The 18,664-nt window shown below is 57.4% G+C and carries 14 protein-coding genes; 10 read left to right on the top strand and 4 right to left on the bottom strand.

Features of this window, described 5'->3' with window-relative positions; genetic code table 11:
- Positions 1-33 precede the first annotated feature (33 nt).
- The 4 genes from ACPUD7_RS00070 (at position 34) to ACPUD7_RS00055 (ending at position 3,897) form a co-directional block, all read left to right on the top strand.
- Positions 34-912 (top strand): SDR family NAD(P)-dependent oxidoreductase, encoded by an 879-nt coding sequence (locus ACPUD7_RS00070; protein ID WP_425118755.1) that lies wholly within the window; start codon positions 34-36, stop codon positions 910-912.
- Between the two features lie 64 nt (positions 913-976).
- On the top strand, positions 977-1,411 hold the full coding sequence (locus ACPUD7_RS00065; protein WP_425118754.1) for a hypothetical protein: 435 nt from the start codon (positions 977-979) through the stop codon (positions 1,409-1,411).
- A 460-nt stretch (positions 1,412-1,871) separates the two neighbouring features.
- Positions 1,872-2,531, top strand: a complete 660-nt coding sequence (locus ACPUD7_RS00060; RefSeq protein WP_425118753.1) for an SLATT domain-containing protein — start codon at positions 1,872-1,874, stop codon at positions 2,529-2,531.
- Complete coding sequence (locus tag ACPUD7_RS00055) at positions 2,524-3,897, top strand: reverse transcriptase domain-containing protein (protein WP_425118752.1); 1,374 nt, start codon at positions 2,524-2,526, stop codon at positions 3,895-3,897. Before ACPUD7_RS00060 ends, ACPUD7_RS00055 begins: the two co-directional genes overlap by 8 nt.
- Positions 3,898-4,051: 154 nt before the next feature.
- Here the strand turns inward: ACPUD7_RS00055 and ACPUD7_RS00050 are convergent, their stop codons facing one another.
- Positions 4,052-4,747, bottom strand: a complete 696-nt coding sequence (locus ACPUD7_RS00050; RefSeq protein WP_425118751.1) for an aspartate/glutamate racemase family protein — start codon at positions 4,745-4,747, stop codon at positions 4,052-4,054.
- A gap of 110 nt (positions 4,748-4,857) precedes the next feature.
- On the opposite strand from ACPUD7_RS00050, the gene ACPUD7_RS00045 reads away from it, so the two are divergent.
- The 4 genes from ACPUD7_RS00045 (at position 4,858) to dctP (ending at position 9,417) form a co-directional block, all read left to right on the top strand.
- Positions 4,858-5,844 (top strand): LysR family transcriptional regulator, encoded by a 987-nt coding sequence (locus ACPUD7_RS00045; RefSeq protein WP_425118750.1) that lies wholly within the window; start codon positions 4,858-4,860, stop codon positions 5,842-5,844.
- Positions 5,844-6,380 (top strand): TRAP transporter small permease, encoded by a 537-nt coding sequence (locus ACPUD7_RS00040; protein WP_009884128.1) that lies wholly within the window; start codon positions 5,844-5,846, stop codon positions 6,378-6,380. Before ACPUD7_RS00045 ends, ACPUD7_RS00040 begins: the two co-directional genes overlap by 1 nt.
- Positions 6,381-6,389: 9 nt before the next feature.
- On the top strand, positions 6,390-7,982 hold the full coding sequence (locus ACPUD7_RS00035; protein WP_425118749.1) for a TRAP transporter large permease: 1,593 nt from the start codon (positions 6,390-6,392) through the stop codon (positions 7,980-7,982).
- A 154-nt stretch (positions 7,983-8,136) separates the two neighbouring features.
- On the top strand, positions 8,137-9,417 hold the full coding sequence (dctP, locus tag ACPUD7_RS00030; RefSeq protein WP_425118748.1) for a TRAP transporter substrate-binding protein DctP: 1,281 nt from the start codon (positions 8,137-8,139) through the stop codon (positions 9,415-9,417).
- 209 nt (positions 9,418-9,626) lie between these two features.
- On the opposite strand, the gene ACPUD7_RS00025 is transcribed toward dctP, so the two are convergent.
- The 3 genes from ACPUD7_RS00025 to ACPUD7_RS00015 all read right to left on the bottom strand — a co-directional run bounded on the left by ACPUD7_RS00025 (position 9,627) and on the right by ACPUD7_RS00015 (position 15,105).
- Entirely contained in the window at positions 9,627-11,534 is a 1,908-nt protein-coding gene (locus ACPUD7_RS00025; protein WP_425118747.1) for an ATP-dependent nuclease, read from the bottom strand.
- 251 nt (positions 11,535-11,785) lie between these two features.
- Positions 11,786-12,877 carry a 5-methylcytosine-specific restriction endonuclease system specificity protein McrC gene (gene mcrC, locus ACPUD7_RS00020; protein WP_425118746.1) on the bottom strand — a complete coding sequence of 364 codons (1,092 nt, stop codon included), beginning with the start codon at positions 12,875-12,877 and terminating at the stop codon, positions 11,786-11,788.
- Positions 12,874-15,105, bottom strand: coding sequence for an AAA family ATPase (locus tag ACPUD7_RS00015; RefSeq protein WP_425118745.1), 2,232 nt, complete (start codon positions 15,103-15,105; stop codon positions 12,874-12,876). The genes mcrC and ACPUD7_RS00015 overlap by 4 nt, the downstream gene beginning before the upstream one ends.
- Before the next feature lie 150 nt (positions 15,106-15,255).
- On the opposite strand from ACPUD7_RS00015, the gene ACPUD7_RS00010 reads away from it, so the two are divergent.
- The gene (locus tag ACPUD7_RS00010; protein ID WP_425118744.1) at positions 15,256-17,271 is read left to right on the top strand and encodes an ABC1 kinase family protein; all 2,016 of its coding nucleotides are present in this window, start codon (positions 15,256-15,258) and stop codon (positions 17,269-17,271) included.
- Between the two features lie 5 nt (positions 17,272-17,276).
- Complete coding sequence (locus ACPUD7_RS00005) at positions 17,277-18,173, top strand: patatin-like phospholipase family protein (RefSeq protein WP_425118743.1); 897 nt, start codon at positions 17,277-17,279, stop codon at positions 18,171-18,173.
- Positions 18,174-18,664 lie beyond the last annotated feature (491 nt).

Genomic DNA, 18,664 nt, shown 5'->3' with positions numbered 1-18,664 from the left:
CCTGTACCCCCATCGCTCACGAGGAGATCTGACATGACCGAGAAGCTGCCTTACGGAACGAACCTGCCTGCCGGCGATACTGAATCAGAAGCGACTGCGGTCCCATCAGAGACGATCGCCCTCATCACCGGCGGTGCCCGCGGAATCGGGCGTCACCTGTCGGAGGCGTTCGCGAAGGCCGGGTATGACGTGATCGTCACGGCCACCTCGGCGGAGAAGGCGGAAGCTGCGGCTGAAGAGATCGCTGAATCGACCGGGGGAACGGTGACCGGTGTCGGTCTGCGCACCGATGACGTCACCGCGGTGAAACAGCTGCGTGACTCTGTCGCTGAGCTCGAGAAATCGACGGGGAAGCGCCTGCAGGTGCTCATCAACAATGCCGGGCGCATCGAGTCGACCGAAGGGCCACTGTGGGACGCCGATCCGGAGAGCCTCAAGGACGTCGTCGACGCGAACGTGCTCGGCGTCGCGCTCATGATCAACGTCTTTGCACCCGTATTGATGGCGGGCGCCCAGGCGACCGGCCGTCCCAGCCGCATCATCGACCTCAACTCGGGATCGGGGGCGAAGGGCACGCCGGCGTATGCAGTGTACTCGGCGTCGAAGGCAGCACTGTTCCGCATCGCCGACTCGGTCGTTCACTTCGGGCATGACAAGGGACTGCGTATCTTCGAGATGGCGCCGGGCGTCGTCGAGACAGCCATGACGAAGTCGATGCCCGTCCACGATTTCCGTCAGGGGGATGATTGGACCTCACCCGAGCAGGTCACCGATCTGGCTGTGGCTTTGGCCTCGGGGACATTGGATGCGTTCACCGGACGGTATGTTCGCGCCGGTGCGGATACGGAGGAGTCGCTGCTCGCCGAGGCGGATGGCTTGGAGGAGTCGACTCGTCGGATCGTCCTTGGCTGAGGCAATTACCTCCTCTGCCTCAGGATCGTTGGATGACGCGCTGAAGTTGGCCTAGTCTATGCCTGTGGAAGTTGTGGCTCGTGCAGTAGTGGATGGCTTCGAGGACACCGGAAACGACGGTCACAACTTCGAAGAGACTCGTGATCGGTTCATTGAGCAGTGGGTTTCTGGACTTGAGCCAGCGGCCCGACTGGCAGCGCTCATGGCGCTTGATCGTATCTATACGAACGACCTGGTCAGCGTCCTACTTGCGGCAGATCGCTTCATAGTCTATATGATAGACACGTTTGCCGAGGTGATTCGACTGATCGGTGAGCATCTTTCGTATGTGAAGGTCTCGTCTGGTGGTCCTGACACCAGCTTTGACGAGAAGTTTGCGGCGGAGCTGGCGGCACTAATTGACAGCCCGATGACTGCTCGCGCGAATGACCTCTCTTCGAAGGCGCGACAATTCGTTAATCTGCAGCGCACTGCTGAGAGCGAGGAATCGCGCGAATAACATCTTTCGATCTATGAAAATTGCAGAATGTATGCCTGATTGAGTGTCTACGTGAGGATGAGTTAGCTCAGTGTTACCGATTTCTAGCGGAATAAATGCGAAAAATAGGGTTTCCAGAAAGATAGATGTAGACGACTATGTAACTATTGCGAGATTGATTTTAAGGGATTGCAGACTACTTCCACTCTAGAGGCGACTCTTGAAAAGAACGTGCTCGCAATCCCAGACATGGAGTTTGGTACCATCCTCTTAAGGTGGGTGGCAGAAATCGGAGAATGTACTCGCTTGACACTCCAATATGACGGAAGCAGAACATGCAGACATGCAATAGACCTCAAGCGCACCTAGCTGATATATTGGCAGATACCTGGCCGCTGGTCTGAGCGAGAGCTTAGGCTTCTGTAACTAATGCAAATGCAGGCTTCCTACTGAAGCCGGTTCCCAACGGAGCGATAATCAATTGAGCGATCACACCAGTGGTGGCCACGACGAAAGTCGGGAGCGGCCAGGCACACCTACTTGTCAAGAACTACTCGAGAGACTGCAGGACCGAGTAGAGATCACAAGAAAGTCTAGGCACGAGACTGCACGGCGAATTGAGAAGAGAGGCAAAAGGTGGGATACAACCCTTGTCTTGATGGCGCTGACGGCATCAATTATCGCCACGACTAGTCTAGTCGAACCCTCAATATATGCCGATAGGGGAGATCTTATCTCGGCGATATTGGGTATCGTGGTGCTTGCTGTTTCTTTGTTGGTCACAAATGCGAATTACGGGGCCAAAAGTTCCGAGTTGTTCAGGCATTATCAAAATCTGCAAAGAGTATCAACCAAAATCGAACAATGCGTTACTGGGAATAGCAGCGATCGAGTTTCGTTGGAAGAAATTGAAAAACTGAATGATGAATATCTCAATGAGCTGGGAACGACTTTCAATCATTCCACCGCAGATTTCTATTCCTCACTAAACGAAGAAGAGCGTAAATCTCGAGGGATCTCAAACAAGCAATATCGTTCCGTCATGTGGCGTAGTTCGTGGATTTCTCGGATTCCTCTGGTCTTGTCTGGTGCCAGCGTTTTCGGTGTGCTTCCTTTCATGATTTGGATTATCTTTGGGTAACTGTCAGGAAGATTTATGGTCTGAGCTGTTCTCTGCAGAATCACTTGCTACATTTACAGAGAATGTGTTGCACGGTTCAAAAGTGCGCGGGCGAGATGGCACTAGACCTACGGATGTGCTCAATGAGCGGAAACCAATTTCCGAAATGCTTGCTCGCAAGATTGAGAATGGAAAATACGCGCCAATTGGATATCGTTCAAAGCTAAAAAGCAAGGGTGCGCGGAGTGCTCCGCGTCAGGTATCGATACCCGCTGCCCGTGATCGCGCTGTTATAAAGGCTATGCAAATATTCCTTAAGCAGTGTTTTCCGGAGGTCAATCCGCCCTTGCCCCAGCTCGCTGTATCGCGCCTAGTTGATGAGGTAGACTCTGGTAGATACAAATATTTCGTCCGAATCGATATTCGGAATTTTTATCCAAGCATTGATCATGAATATATTCTTAAGAAGCTGGGTGGGCGAGCTATTCTACCTGCAGCTGTAGAGCTAGTGCAAAAGATCATTCAAACTCCAACTTCGCCTGATAACGTTGCTTCCTCGTCTCCTAATGGACGCGGCGTTCCGCAGGGATTGGCAGTCTCCAGTCTACTGTCGGAAATTGCTTTGCGTGATCTTGATTCAGAAATGCGCAGAGTGAAGGGAATATATTATTGTCGCTATGTTGACGATATCTTGATTCTCAGCCCTCGCGTTCAGCATCAACTTTTGTTCAGGAAAGTTTGCGCCCTTGTTGAACCTGTCGGTCTGCAGGCCCATCCCATGGAGGAGCGTGGCTCTAAGACTACGCACGGGAAGCTGGAGGATAAAGTTGACTATCTTGGATATAAATTAGGCGGTGAGCGGAATACTCCGAGTGTTCGCAAAAGTAGCGTTCAAGCTCTGGAACGAAAGATCTCCAGACTATTCGCTGACTATAAGAAGGAGCTACGCAAGCAGGAGTCTCTATCGCGTAGGAATGCGCGGCTCGAGTATAATTTGAACCTAACGATTTCCGGTTGTGTTTTCGACGGACACAAAAGAGGGTGGCTTCAATATTATTCGCTTATGAGAGACTTTTCGTTGCTGCATCGTTTGGACAATTTCGTCCTAAAGCGTGTCGTAATGTATGGACTTTCGGGTAAGATTCGTCCGAAATCATTTGTGAAATCCTTCAGGTGCGCGGCTCGCCGGGCATTAGACGTCAGCGGTTATGTTCCGAATTTTGATAAGATGAAATTGACGCGCCGCCGTGAATGGTTGTATAAGATTGCGGGGCTCGTGCGTGCTGATGTGCGCAAGATGAGCGAATATGAAGTAAATCGAGAATTCGATTTTCGAGTTAGTAAATTGCTCAATGATATGGAAGAGGATCTCGCGATTGCTTATTGACCTGCTCGTAGTAGTGGGGGTTGTGGTCATTTAGTGGGTGGCGTAGCCGGACCGCCTTATATGTGAAGGTAGGGATCCCTTTAGGGCAATGCCGTGTTGTTTAGGTAAGTCGAAGTCGGCTGTTTCTTGCTGCAGTTTTATCTTTTGTTGTGGTTTACGATGTGCATTGCATCCACTCTACGATCGCGGCGACATGCGCATCAACGGAGTCGATGGCAGGCAGGGGAGCGGTCTCCGGGGGAACCAGGAGGCCGATCTCCGTGCACGACAGTGTCACTGCCTCGGCGCCGCGAGTCTTGAGGTCGTTCATGATCTCGACATAGCGAGCGCGCGATTTGTCCGTGAAGATGCCTTGGGTGAGCTCGTCCCAGATGATCTGATCGACCTCGAGGCACGTCGCCTCATCGGGAACCAGGGTCTTGATGCCCTGGGCTTCGAGTCGGCCCGTGTAGAAGTCCTCCAGCATGGTCCATCGGGTGCCCAGAACAGCCAGTGTCGAATAGCCCCGACGCTTTGCCATCGTCGCGATCGAATCGACCATGTGAATAAGAGGCGCGTCGACCTGCGCCTCGATTGCCGGGGCGCACTTGTGCATGAGATTCGTGGCAATCGCGACCGCCTCGGCGCCGCCATCGACCAGGCGCTGCGCCGTCGAGACGAGCGATGCATCACTGCCTGCCCAATCGTTGGCCTCCTGCAGCTCCCGGATATCAGCGAAGTCGCACGAGTCGAGCAGGATCTTCGCGGAATGATGACCGCCGAGCTGCTTGGCCACGGCATCATTGATCTTCGTGTAGTACTCGATGCTCGAATGCCAGCTCATTCCACCCAGCAGACCGATCCTGCGCATACTCCAACTCCTCAACTCGGCAATGACTTTAACGCGACTGCTTCCAGTGTGGTGCGCATCATCTGCCTTCGGTAGACCCAGTTCCCTCTGCTCTGACATAAGCTGTACTTATGTCTTCCGTGTTCGAACACGCTCTCACTCTCGGCGAACCCAAACGTCTTCTCATCTTCGGTGCCATCGCCGAAGCCGGCAGCATCGGCGCCGCCGCTCGCACACTCGGCTGGTCCCAACCAGCCCTGTCCCAACACATGACCGCCCTCGAAAAGGACCTCGGTGTCACGCTCTTCGACCGCACTCCACGCGGCATCCGACTGACCACCGCCGGCCAACTCGCGCGCATCCGCGCGAACGAGGTGGCCGCCTCGGTGACGGGATTGCGCAGTGACCTTGCGAAAGCCTTCGGCCTCGGCGGACGCAATGTCCGGCTCGCTGGATTCCCCAGCTTCGTCATCGGCCCACTGGCCGCAGCACTCGGTCGGCTCGAGGCGAACGCCGGCGCAAGTGCGGACTCACCGCTTCATCACTCCTACGAGGTGTCCGAGGCCGAACCGCCCGAGGCGCTGAGCCTGCTCAACGACGGCGATATCGACATCGCCTTCCTCTTCCACCACGAAGACGAAACACCACCCGAACTGCCCGGACACACCACCGTCGACCTCGGGGCCGACCACCTCGACCTCCTCGTCCCCGAACGCTGGAACCGAGCCGGCCAGATCCAACACCTCAACGACGTCGCCGACCTACCTTGGATTATGGGCTGCGTGCGCTGCCGCTCCACCGCCGAACGACTCTGCCGGCACGCCGGCTTCGAACCCCGCACCCGCCACATCACCGACAACCCCGGCGCCATCCAATCACTCGTCTCCAACGGACTCGGCGTCGCCCTCCTGCCCCGCAGCGCCCGTCGTTACTCGAAGGTGGCCGGCATCGACCCCATCGCCCTTCAAGAAGCCGGCGCCCGCCGGGTGACCGCGATGATGCCCGACAGCCTGGCCGCCGCTTCCGAGATCGACGACCTCCTCGACGCACTCCGCGCAGTCGAAGTCACACCGAACTCCGGCGCCGAACCCGCGCCAGAGAGCTACAGTGACTCGTGATGTTCACTTTCAACAGAGTCCTCGACCGGTGGCTGACGGTCACCACGGCCGCCGCCGTCATCGTCATGATGCTCCACATCGTCACCCACGCCCTCGCGCGGTCCCTCTTCGACGCCCCGATCTACGGCACCAACGAAATCGTCGAATACTGGTACCTACCGATCGTGGCTCTGCTCGGCATCCCCGCCGCCCAGCTGCAGAAGGAACACATCACCGTGACCATGGCCATCGAACGGGCCAGGCCCGCCACCGCCGCGGTATTCACGATCTTCGCGTGCATCCTCGGCGCGCTCGTCTCGCTCGCGTTCGCCTGGTTCGGTCTCACCAGGGCACTGGAGTACATGGCGATCGGGCAGACCGCCGACGTCTCCGACGTCATCACCTGGCCGGTGTACTTCCTCGTGCCCATCGTGTTCGTTCTCCTGGCCGTGCTCTACGTCCTCGACGCTGCCGTCATCGCCCGCACCGGGCAGCCCGACCCAGACCTGGTCACCGACGAACCCGCCGAACACGGCCTCGAGACCCGGACCTACTGAGGCGGCCGAATGAACGCGAACACCGACACCACCGGCCCGACCCCACGCCCGGACGATCCAAACGCAGCCGCCCCGAGCACCGCCGCCCCCACCACGCGCACCCTGTTCCCGAAGGACTCCCGCCGTCGCCAAGGCCCCGGTGCCCTCGCCCTGACCATCGGGTTCGGCCTAGTCGCCGTCTGCCTCATCGGTCTCTTCACCAGTCCGTCCGCGGCGATCGGCGGAGCTTGGTGCATCGGGATGATGCTCGTCCTCCTCTTCCTCTCCGTGCCCGTGGCCATCGCCTTGTCCGTGCCCTCGATCATCGGCGTCTACGCCGTGTCCGGGATCCCGGCGACGATGAACATCCTGGCGACCGCCCCGTTCAGCGCGGTCTCTGACTGGTCGATGAGCGTGCTGCCGATGTTCATCTTCATGGGCATGCTGCTCACCCAATCGGGACTGTCCGGCAAGGTCTACCGCGTCGCCGACCACTGGTTCTCCTGGCTGCCCGGCGGCATCGGCATCGGCACCACCTTCGCCGGTGCCGGACTGTCGGCAGTCACCGGTTCGACCATCGGCATGACCTACGCGCTCGGACGCGCAGGCATTCCCGAAATGCTCAAGGCCGGGTACGACAAACGCATGGCCGTGGGCACGATCATGGTCGCCGGCATGACCGGCAACCTCATCCCGCCCTCGATCCTCATGGTCATCTACGCCGGCATCGCCTCCGTGCCCGTCGGCCCCGCCCTCATGGCCGGTGCCCTGCCCGGAATCGTGCTCGCCGTCTGCTTTGCTGCCTTCATCTTCGCCGTCGGCGTCTTCGTCCCGAGACTCGTCGGCCGCGGCCAAGCAGCAACCGATACCACCAACCCCACAACCCCAGAACGCCCCACGACAACCTGGCGCGACCGCTTCACCTCCCTGGCCAGCGTCTGGGGCTTCGCCGTCATCCTCGTCGTGCTCTTCGGCGGCATGTTCTCCGGCATCTTCACCCCCACCGAGGCAGGAGCCGCCGCCGCACTCTGCTCACTCCTGCTGTGCGTGTGGGAGAAACGGGGCGAACGACCGTGGCGGAAGGTCGCGGAATCGGCCATGGATACGGTGGCGGCCACCTCGGCGATCTTCTTCATCATGATCGGCGCGACCATGCTCACGAGCCTGCTCGCCATCACCGGACTCGCCCCCATCCTCACCGGCCTCATCACGGACCTCGGGCTGTCGCGGATCGGATTCCTGCTCGTCCTCATCGTCCTCTACATCGTCATGGGCATGTTCTTCGACACCCTGTCGATGATGCTGCTGACCATCCCGATCCTCCTGCCCACCCTCGAGGCGATGGGCGTGAGCCCGCTGTGGTTCGGAGTCTTCGTCGTCCTCCTCGGCGAATTCGCCATGGTCACCCCGCCGGTCGGCATCATCCCCTACATCGTCCACTCGATCGCGAAGAACCCCGAGGTCAACCTCGGTGCCACGGTCACCCTGCGCGACATCTTCATCTCCCTGCTGTGGTTCCTGCCCGTCGTCGTGGTCTTCCTCATCCTCATGGTCGCCGTGCCCGGAATGACCGAATGGCTGCCCGACCTCATTAGCCGCACGAGCGGGGGAATGTCCGGATAATCCTCGCCGAGGTGGCCCTGCCCAACCGTGTCATGCGCCGTCTGTGTGGCTGCCGCAGGTCTGAGTGACCTGGTGTGAGGGGAGTCATGGTGAAGGTTGAGAATCAAAGGAATAGAATTTAAGGGATTTCTCAGCCTTCGTTCAAAGGAGTCCCATGAAGCGCATCTCTTCGGCGGCATGTCGTCCCGCCACCGCCATTGCCATGGTCGCGTCGCTGGCACTGTTGGCCGGATGCGCCGGATCCGTCGGCGGTGACGGATCGGGGTCGGAGGACTCCGCGGGGGAGGGCTTCGCCTATGACGCCTCCCAGGACGAGATCGATGAGGCACTGGCCGACCTCGACCCGGTGACGATCAAGTTCCAGCCGTCGTCGATGTCGGAGAAGTCGATCCTCGCGCCCAATGGTTTGGATGTGAAGAAGGCGATCGAGGAACGTTCGGGCGGGAAGATCACCGTCGACATTGTGTGGGGTCAGGCGATCGCTGGCTACGACGCCGTCGATGATGCTCTGGCCGATGGCCGAGTCGATCTCGCGTTCACGCTGCCGTCTTACACCCCGGCCGAGTACCCGGCCTTCGACGCGATCGGCACGGCTATGTCGACGCTGCCGTCCTCGCCGGTGGCCAGTGATCTGGCGGCGAATGCGGCCGGTGTGCAGGCTGCGTGGGAGACGCCCGAGGTGCTCGAGGAGTTTGAGAAGAAGAACCTCGTCCCGCTCATCCCGATGCTCGCCGCCGGTGGGTATTCGACGATGTGCTCGAAGCCGATGACTTCGCTCGATGATTGGAAGGGCAAGCAGGTGCGTGTTGGTTCGGCTGCCGCCGGCAAGCAGGTGACCGATCTGGGTGCGACTCCGGTGTCGCTGTCGTTCCCGGAGACCTATGAGGCGCTGCAGCGCGGAACCGTCGACTGCGACCTCGGACAGTTGGCACCGAACGTCGAGGCCGGCACCTTCGAGGTGGCCCCGAACATCGGTGTGGCCTCGGACGCGGGTATTGCTCGGTCGGCCGGTGCGATCACGGCGGGTAAGAAGTATTCGGAGCTGCCGGTCGCCTATCAGCAGGTCATCTTCGACTCGATGTCGACGACGTTCAGCACGATGATGGAGGTCGTCATCGGAGCGAAGGCGCAGGCCGTCGAGCAGGCGAAGGACAACGACGGTTCGGTCAAGCCTTTCGACGATGACGTGCAGAAGCAGATGGCGACGTACGCGAAGACGCTGTCGGATAAGACGGCTGCGAAGGCTGGCGTTGACGGCGCGCCGAAGACGCTGGGCACCGCTGGATCTGAGTGGGCGAAGTCCGTGTCCGAACTCGGCTACGACGACAAGGGCGACTTCGCCTCACTCGACGAGTGGTACCCGGAGGACGCGAATTACGACAAGCTCGGCGACGAGCTGTTCAAGAAGGTCATGAGTGAGCACCGGCCGGAGTGACGGTGGGGATATTCTAGCTCGACTACCTCGGTCTCAGGCTGGAGCCAAGCCTGCCGGGAGTAGATGGCATCGTTCTCGGCGTCGTTCGAGGCAGCGAAGGGGAAGCCGATCGAATCGCTCTCGGCCACATCGAGATTAGACGGGGCCGAGAGCGATGACTACCTATCACTACAATATTGCACTGTACTGAGGATCATCGAGGTCGTGAATCAGCTGATTCTGTCTGCGTCGTCTGGCATTTTTAGACTGCACCTCTTGAGAAGATCACGGAAAAATTCGGGAATTTGACCGTCAACTTGGCTGGTCACGAGTCTGTAGCTGTCCGCGTGTTTTCGAAGTTGGACTCCACTTTCGTTTTCTAGCTTTGATAGTGCGGATCCCCACTCAGGCCATTCAACATCTAGAAATGTTTCTAAGATATCTTCAAAGACAGCGAAGCGATCGAACAGTTGGGTCTTGGGAAAATCAGTGGGAGGGGTACCAAAATATTCCATTAGAGCGCGATTAATTTCGGCATTCGCGGTCATTTGATTCTGAATAGTGGATGCCTTCTGGTTTTTTGCTCGCATTCGCTCGTCAACATTGGCATCCCCATCAAAGAGTACATAGTTGGGGATTTCCAGCTCGGAGAGAATTGCAGAGAATAAGACAACATCGCGTTTCGTCGCAGCCGGCACCACTGACAACCCGGTAACTTCAGTTACCACTGTGGATAGCCGGTCTCCGACCCCAAGGATAACAGCCGCATCTGTCGTCCCTTCAACTACCAGAACCTGCTCCGCGAAGAGCGCCACGGGTAATCGATCGCTAATTACAGAAGAAACTTGTTTTGAGAATTTTTCCGGTTCAATTACATTTGAGACCCTATCGCGGATTCTTTCCATTGTTGTTGACGTAACCGTAGGTGATGTAGAAGCATCGCTAGCATGAGTCACACGTCGAATTTCGTCGAAGTATTGCGGGTCGACGAATGAGGGGCTGTGCGTGGCATATGCAATTTGGACCTGGCTGTTCTCGGCACCACCGAGTTCACGGAGAACCCGCGCAAAAGCTTTCTCCTGTAGCGGATGTTGGAACAGCTCAGGCTCCTCAATGGCGAGGCAAATTGTTCCTTCGCTGCCCGCGGGGCCGCTATGTGCAAGTACTTGAAGTGCAGATACAAGGAGAGTCCTTTGAAAGCCATGCCCCTGGCCCTCGACGTCGGTTCGAGTGCTTCCCTTGACAACTTCAACCGAGAATGTGGTTTTGGGCGCTTTTATATCCAACTCCGAAGGCGACACTGTAATGCTATGCCCTGGAGAGTATCGTGCTATCTCTGCGTTGAGGGAAGATGCGATTCCGGACAATTGATCACCAAAGGCCTTCTTGTAAGCCTCTTGCTGTTTGGCGCGCAAATCATCTGTTATGTTGGATATTTCGTCGTCCGCGGCGGTTCTGTCCACCGCTAGTTCCAGAATTCTCCCGATGATACTCGATTTGGCATCGATTGTTTCTTCCCCTGCCCGCAGGTCGGCGCCGACGAATACATAGTCGAATATGCCTCTGAGCTTACCTCGGGAGTTAAAGCCGAAAAAGTTAGTCTCCAGCTGCTCTGTAACATCCGTCAGATACTCGGGGTTCCGGGACTCCCACGCGGTCATTGCGTCTGCAATTGCCCCCGCAGTCTTTGCGTCTTCGAGACCTAGATCTGGCTGGCCATCTCGAAGATCCTTGTAAAGCTGCTTTTTTTCTGCCGCGCTTGATGCCAATTTTATTGGTGTGAAGGAACTGAACCCTTTGGAATTCGCCGATCGAATATCGGCCCCATTGGTGTCTTGGGTTCTCCAGCAAGTGAATGATTGAGTTCCCGATGGTGCGTACTTTCCCAGAGCATCCCGATCAATCTCGGATAGGTCGGTGAAGATGACCTCGACCTGGACGGGCTTACTTGTATCACGATTATGAAAGTCTGCTTCGGTAAGACTGCTTTGAGGTCCGTTAAAGAACCAATCGAGCGCCCTCAGGATGTTGGATTTCCCGACACCGTTAGGTCCAATAAAAGCGGTGATTTCCGAAAATTCTATTTGAACGTCATCGAAGACACGGTAGTTGTTTATTCGGACAGTTTTAATTCGCATGGAGTTCACTTTCGTTTGATTAAGGGGCAGGTTTGGCGTTTGTTTTCCTGTCGTTTAATATGTTTTGCCTTCCTTCGTTTGTTTAGATCGGGATGATTCTTTCGTGAAGGCGAAGGTATCGCAACTGTAGGCCTAATACCGGAGCTTTATGTTTGATTTTATGGTCTAATTGCGGGTGCGAATCTGTGAACTATCGAATACGAAGTTTCGACCGGCTGTGAGGGCTTCTCATTGTCCTCCTGTAAAAGTAATCATCCTCTGCTTCGCAGCTCTGTCTTGCGGTCATTGCTGATTGTTCGTAGGGAATCTGGCAAGTGTTCCAAGACGCCGCGGAGTTCATCCCATGGGAGATCGAGGTTTAGGGTTTGGACACTAATTCGGTTGCCGCGGACGACAACGTCGACATCGGGCTGTTCCTCGTGGACGGTCCGAGCATACAAAAGCAGTCCAGTGACCGAGCCTTCGCGTTGCACGTCGGCGTTCCACACATACGTGGCAATTTGGTAGAGGTTGTGCGAGTGGGCCGTCTGTTTGTCTCCTCGACCTGATTGGAGTGACCGACCGTAGTATTTCGCATCGATGATGAGCTCCGAGCTGCCATCGGTGAGCGTGACGTCTGTTTGCATGACAGGCAACTGGCCGGTACCGCTGCTTTCGGCAGGGTCGAAGGCCCATGGGATTTGCCGGGCATGAGGAGACAGATCAGGATGATGGACCTTGTAGTACTGCAAGATGAACCGCTCATAGAGTCTGCTCATTGCTTCGTCGTTCAGCCAGGACCACAGTTTCGTTTCGCCCGATTCCTGGGTTGGGAGCAGCCCTTTGACGATGAGCTCGCAGATCCCGAGTAGCATTCGGTAATTCGCGTTGGCTCGATGAATACTCAGGTCGCCCCAACGAATCTCAGTTGGCCTGATCTCTCGCACCGAAGCGAGATGAGGCATTAGGTCAGCGAGGGCCTTTCGACGGACCGGTTGGACCTGACCGCGACGGATCAGCAAGATCACTACTGACTTGAGGGCTCGGTTGTGGGGAGTGTCGGGGAGGTATTCGTCGAATTGGCAGACCAGCCGTCCACGTAACATTGATCGAGAACTAGCTGTCAGGGAGATGTCGATGCGTCCGCGAACAGTGGTGAGAGTGTCGGTTTGTGGAAGATAGTCGTGATGCAGACCGCGTTTGATTTGCGAACTCAAACCTCGGCGAAGCAAATCGGCAAGGAGGTCATGGAGGTGGTCGAACGATTCGCCCTTGACAGACGCAATATCACGGGTTTGCAGTGCCCGAAATGCATACGCCATCATGACGTACACATTTCGTATGAGAATAGTTGATGCACTCATGTCAGTATGGCTTTGAGTTCCTTGGACCAGCTCTCGAACTTCTCCGGCTCATCGAACCAGTATTCGTCGAGAAGTGGAATGAGCTCATCGTGCACGATCGATTGGATCCAGGTCTCATCGAGATTGCCGTTTCTCGGACGAGTCAAGTAGCTGTGACCTACCGTGAAGCCCTGGCCAAGCGATAGGTCATTGGCGATGTCAACATTGAGCCGGGTGACAACATCCACAAGGCCATCAAATTTCGAGTTGGCGACCTCAGCCTGCCAATCTGCAAATCCCGGAGTATTGAAGGCGGGCCGCATCGAAAAGAATCCGAAGCGCCGTCGCAGTGCATAGTCGAGAACGGCAAGGCTTCTATCGGCGGTGTTCATCATGCCGATGATGTGGAGGTTGCTTGGAATGGTAAACAACTCGTCCTTGTAAAGCAGTCGGAGCTCTTGTCCGCGCTTGTCCGATTCAATAAGCATGAGCAGCTCGCCGAATATCTTCGAGATGTTGCCTCGGTTGATCTCGTCGATGATGAAGAAGTACGGCCGTTTTGAATCGTCAGCTCGGGCTTCTTCGCAGAACCGATAGAACGGTCCTTGCTCCAATCGGAACCCACCGGTTTCTGTCGGTCGGTAACCCATCATGAAGTCCTCATACGAATAACTCTGGTGGAACTGGACCATCTGAGTGCGATCGGTATCCTTAACGCCCATGATCGAGTAAGCGAGTCGCTTCGCTGCGAAAGTCTTGCCGACTCCGGGAGGACCGGACAGTATGATGTTCTTCTTGCGTTTGAGTAGAGATGCCAAACGATCATAATCGTCTTCGCTGACGAAGACCTCCTCTAAGAAGGTTTCGCGAGTGTAGGTCGGGAGTGTTTCTCGAAGAGGTTCTTGCACGGCTTCGCTGTCTTCGGCGAACAGCTCTTCGAGCTGGTCAATGTACCCAGGGAATTGACTTATATCGGTGAGAGTCTTCATCGCAGCGTTTTCCGGATTTTCCCACTCACCGTCATGTGTCCACTCCACGGTCCGGACATAGCGGTATGATCTGCGGTCTGCCTCGTACCGCGCTGCAGATGTGACCTCGCCTCTGCCGACCAGCAGTCGACGCCCCTTCTTGGCATAGACGATGTCTCCTGGCTCAATCTCATTCTGGAACTGCCAAAGCGCCAAAACGTCGTTCTTCATCGATGACCCAGTCTCATCAACGTCAAGAGCTTGGCGGATGGAATCCCTGTCTGGGAATTGGGCGAGGTCCCCGATATCCCAACCGAGTGCCATGATTCCTTCAGACGAGAACACCTTCCACTCCGACGCTTGGCTACCGGGGGAGTAGAGCCAGTAGCGACGTGCTCGTGGAGCGTCTTCATCTGGGTCAGATGTCCCATCGAACTCTGAGTCGATGAAACTGTCGTCCCAGAGCTCTCGGACACCGTCGTACCAGAATCCGAATTCACCCTCGAACTCTTCCGCCAGGGACGCTCTCGCTGTCAAAAGGTCGCGGTCGACCGCTGCTGGATCGTCGCCGGAGATTGTGCCAACCCAATCGGCAAGCCCATCGCGCACCTGGATCTTTGTCGTTGCAGATGCAATAGGTTCGAAGACATCCGGCCGAAAAAGGAACTGAAAGGCGTTTCGAATATTCGCTTGATCATCCCCACATTCGAGCATCACCTGTTGGAGAATCCAAGGATCATTTCGTGCTTGGTTCTGAGTCGCTTCATCTAAAGATTCCCAATGGCGGATGAAGGTTGCAGCCCAAGCTAAGTGCAGCCACAACCTGCCGTTGAATCCGCGTCCGGCCCGGAATCCTACGTCGCCGGAAGGTCGTTCGAACGATTGAAGAATGACCTGGGACAGTTCGACTGGGGTGTCCAGGTGGGAGAGGACCTGTTCGACATGAGCTTTCCGTGTTGCCGGGCGAGCTTCCAACACAGGTACTTCCCGGAGGAAGACGAGCTCTGCGGCCAAGAGCACTACCTCTCGAGGTGCGTCCGCCAATTGGATGTCCAGCTTTTTCCATTGCCCCATAGAACCGCCGAAAATCGGATCATCCTCGATCCGTGCACGCAGATCCTCGGCTGATTTGGCTGTCCAGATCTCGACGGAGGGGTCAATGATTGACCGGCGGTCGCCAAGCAGATGGGAGACAATTTCCGCGACCTCTTGCGCCATGTCTTGTTCAGCTGCAGGGCGGGACTTCACGATGTCGGGCAGAGATACCTGATCAGATGACATGTTTGGATGTTATCCGCACATTTCAGATGTTGTCCACGCTGTTCACGATCGACTTTGACCACTGCATACCCAGCCTGACCTCAGGCAACATCAACTAGGCTGAAACGTGTTGTAGCGGCACGATGATATCTGACTCAGGGAGGCCCACGTATGACGATCCTCTACACCATCGGGCTGGGCGTCCTCAGCGCGCTCATCGTCGGATTCCTCGTCCGGCGGATGATGCTCACCGGCACCGGAGCCGCCCGCAACACCATCGTCTCCCTCATCATGGGCCTGTCGATCTGGCCGATCACCCTCCAGGCCTACAAGATGCTCGGCATCTCCGCAGGCGGATACTATCCGACCCTCGACATGAGCTTCCCCGCGATCATGGTCTTCCTGCTCCTCTTCGCCTGGTTCATCGTCATCCAGATGTTCGTCCTCCTCGCGATCGAACTCATCATGCCCTCGGGCACACTCAGCTCACTCATCCGCAACGCGCCGAAGATCCCCACCTGGTACCGCCGCCTCAACCGACTCGCACAGATCCAAAAGATCCTCATTAAATTCGGACTCGCCCGCTACCTCAAACCGCGGATCCCCACCCTGCGCGTGTCCCTGCGCGAAATCGCCTCAACCACCCGCGATGCCCTGGCCGCCTCAGGCGTCACGTTCATCAAGCTCGGCCAGTTCATCGCCACCCGCGGTGACATGATCCCGCACGAGTTCGTCGAAGAGTTCTCCACCCTCCAAGCCGGGGTGAAACCCGTCCCGTTCTCCGAGGTCAAACACCAGCTCGAGTCCGAATGGGGCAAACCCGTCGCCGAGGTGTTCGCCGAGTTCGACGAAATCCCCTTCGCCGGCGCCTCCGTCGCCCAGGTCCACCGTGCCGTGACCTGGGAGGGCCAAGCCGTGGCCGTGAAGGTGCAACGACCGAAGATCCGCAAGCAAGTCCGCGCCGACTGCGACATCGTCCTCACTCTCGCCGAGCGACTCGAACGCACCACGGAATGGGCGAAGAAGATCGGCATCGGCAAGCTCGCCCGCAGCTTCGTCGACTCCCTCCAGGGCGAACTCGACTACCGTGGTGAGCTTGCGCACATCGAAGCCCTCCGCCTCGCCGACGAGACCGGCCGGTCGACGACGCAGACCGACTCCGTCGTCCATATCCCGCACGTGTACAAGGATCTCTCCGGCGAGTTCGTCATCGTCATGGACCTTGTTGAGGGTTCCCCTCTTTCCCACGGCGCCGAGGTGGTCGATCACCTCTCCGAAATCGCGCGCAGAGAGATCGCCCAGGACCTCTTCCTCATGGTCGTCCGACAGGTGCTCGGGAAGGGTATCTTCCACGCCGACCTCCACCCCGGAAACATCGTCGTCTCAAGCGCGGGCCGTGCCGGCCTCGTCGACTTCGGTGCCGTCGGGCGCATCGACAAACGCGACCGCCGAGCAATCGCACTTCTGCTCATGGCATTCGACTCGCAGAACTCACAAGCGGCGACCGCCGCGATCCTTGAGCTGCTCGGCACACCGAGCGAGGTCAATCTGCGCGAGCTGCAGCGTGAGATCGGGCAGATCATGCTCAAATACGGAGACGGGGCACCGGGGTCGAGCTCGGCGGCGCTGTTCGGCGAGCTCATTGACTTCGTCGTCGACTTCGGTTTCCGGATGCCGGCCTCGGTAGCCACAGCATTCCGTGCTATCAGTACCCTCGAGGGATCGATTACTCGTCTGGTGCCGGAACTCAACCTGCTGGCCCTAGTCACGCAGAACGGGAAGATGCTGCTGCGTGAGGTCGGGGGACTGGGAGTCGACCGACACGAGATGACGCTCTACGCGGCGGCGACCGCACCACAGATCGCTGAGCTGCCCGGACAGATCTCGCGCATCGCCGGTCACCTGCAGGACGGCACGCTCGACGTCGGAACGAGTGGGCTGAACATTGCGACCATCAAGAACCTGCTGGTCTCCACGGTTGAACAGTTCATTCAGGTCATCGTCTCAACTGCACTCATCCTCGGCGGGGTGATCCTTATGGCCGCTGACTTTGGGCCAGCACTGGCGCCAGAACTCAAACTCTTCACCTACTTCGGCGCCTGGATGTTACTTGCTGGTAGTGTGATTGCGGCGTTGGTCCTCGCACCAGCGCTCAGGCAGCGGATGACGTGGGAAGGGCTCGGGTAGGCCAAATGACGGAGCCAGTGGAGACGACGAGAATCAGCGATACCGCACTCATCTTCGAAGGCGGTGGAATGCGAGCATCGCTCACCAGCGCCATGGCCGTCACCCTACTCAAAGCGGGCCTGTCATTTGACTGGGTCGCCGGTATCAGCGCCGGAGCATCCACAGCAGTGAACTACCTGTCCGGAGATGCCTGGAGGATACGCAGGTCATTCGTTGAGTTCGCGGCGGAAGAAGAGTTCGGCGGATGGCGGTACTTCGCTCGGGGAAAGGGCATGTTCCACGGCGAGTACATCTACCAGCGAGCAGGTGCACCCGACGAAGCACTGCCCTTCGACTGGGACACCTACGAGGCAAGCCTCGGCGACATGCGCGTCATCGCGTTCGATGCGGTGACCGGCGACGAGGCGGTGTGGTCGAAGAAAGATACCCCGAACATCGACGATCTGATGATCCGGGTGCAGGCATCATCGACGATGCCGATTGTCATGCCGCCGGTGCACCTCGATGGGCACGTGTACGTCGACGGTGCGATGGGGGAGGACGGCGGAATCGCGTTGAGTCAGGCTCAGCGCGAGGGCTTCGAGAAGTTCGTCATTGTTCTCACGCAAGAACGTGTCTACCAGAAAGTGCCGCAGCGATTCCCTGCAGTCTTTCGCGGCATCTTCAGAAAGTATCCGGCCCTGGCTGAGGCACTGCTGACTAGGTGGAAGCGCTATAACGAGACCCGTGAACGCATCTTCGAGCTCGAAGCGGAGGGCAAAGCGCATGTCTTCGCGCCCGAACGCATGCCGGTCGACAACAGCACTCGCGATCTCTCGCGGCTTGCTGCCGCCCATCGGATGGGACTGTCGCAGGCTCGGCGAGAGCTGTCGGCGGTAACGGAGTTCGTTGGCTTGAAGTAGGCCGGCAACGGCCGCACGGGAAAGGCTCGCACGGTTCCTCACCTGCTCACACTCTGACAAAACAATCAGGCAGAACGCAGCCGTCACGACCCGTCAAACGGTGATCATGACCCTTCGCGAATGAACTTTGCAACCGATCTGGGTGGCATTGGCCCCGCATGCGATGGCGACGAGACCTGTCTCTAACCTCTGCGCTTTAGTGCTCGGTATGGCAGCATCAAATTCTATGAGACGGGTCGCCAATTTGGTTGATGATCGTCTCGGTTGAGTAGTGATCGAGAATGGGATAACGCTCGGTGCGACCTGAGTTTCACAGCCGTGGCGATCCTCGAGCTGGCGCGTTAGGAAGCTTGCCCGGCCTTATCTAGCCTCGATTTTTCATGGGTAGCTGGTTGCCCATGATTCCGGCTCCGTTGCCGCGTACCGACACTGATTCTGCCATTCGAGCATGACACGACCACCGTGTGTCGCCACGGCCCTGCGGGGATCCA

Origin of the sequence: Brevibacterium sp. FAM 24630 (assembly GCF_049804075.1) — a bacterium.
Classification (GTDB): domain Bacteria; phylum Actinomycetota; class Actinomycetes; order Actinomycetales; family Brevibacteriaceae; genus Brevibacterium.
Note: the sequence above shows the minus strand (reverse complement) of the source record. Positions and strands in the feature narration are given on the sequence as shown.

Coding starts and splice junctions, on each gene's coding strand:
- ACPUD7_RS00005 (WP_425118743.1), top strand. CDS start 17,277: ATGACGGAGCCAGTGGAGACGACGAGAATCAGCGATACCGCACTCATC.
- ACPUD7_RS00010 (WP_425118744.1), top strand. CDS start 15,256: ATGACGATCCTCTACACCATCGGGCTGGGCGTCCTCAGCGCGCTCATC.
- ACPUD7_RS00070 (WP_425118755.1), top strand. CDS start 34: ATGACCGAGAAGCTGCCTTACGGAACGAACCTGCCTGCCGGCGATACT.
- ACPUD7_RS00050 (WP_425118751.1), bottom strand. CDS start 4,747: ATGCGCAGGATCGGTCTGCTGGGTGGAATGAGCTGGCATTCGAGCATC.
- dctP (WP_425118748.1), top strand. CDS start 8,137: ATGAAGCGCATCTCTTCGGCGGCATGTCGTCCCGCCACCGCCATTGCC.
- ACPUD7_RS00035 (WP_425118749.1), top strand. CDS start 6,390: ATGAACGCGAACACCGACACCACCGGCCCGACCCCACGCCCGGACGAT.
- ACPUD7_RS00015 (WP_425118745.1), bottom strand. CDS start 15,105: ATGTCATCTGATCAGGTATCTCTGCCCGACATCGTGAAGTCCCGCCCT.
- mcrC (WP_425118746.1), bottom strand. CDS start 12,877: ATGAGTGCATCAACTATTCTCATACGAAATGTGTACGTCATGATGGCG.
- ACPUD7_RS00025 (WP_425118747.1), bottom strand. CDS start 11,534: ATGCGAATTAAAACTGTCCGAATAAACAACTACCGTGTCTTCGATGAC.
- ACPUD7_RS00040 (WP_009884128.1), top strand. CDS start 5,844: ATGTTCACTTTCAACAGAGTCCTCGACCGGTGGCTGACGGTCACCACG.
- ACPUD7_RS00045 (WP_425118750.1), top strand. CDS start 4,858: ATGTCTTCCGTGTTCGAACACGCTCTCACTCTCGGCGAACCCAAACGT.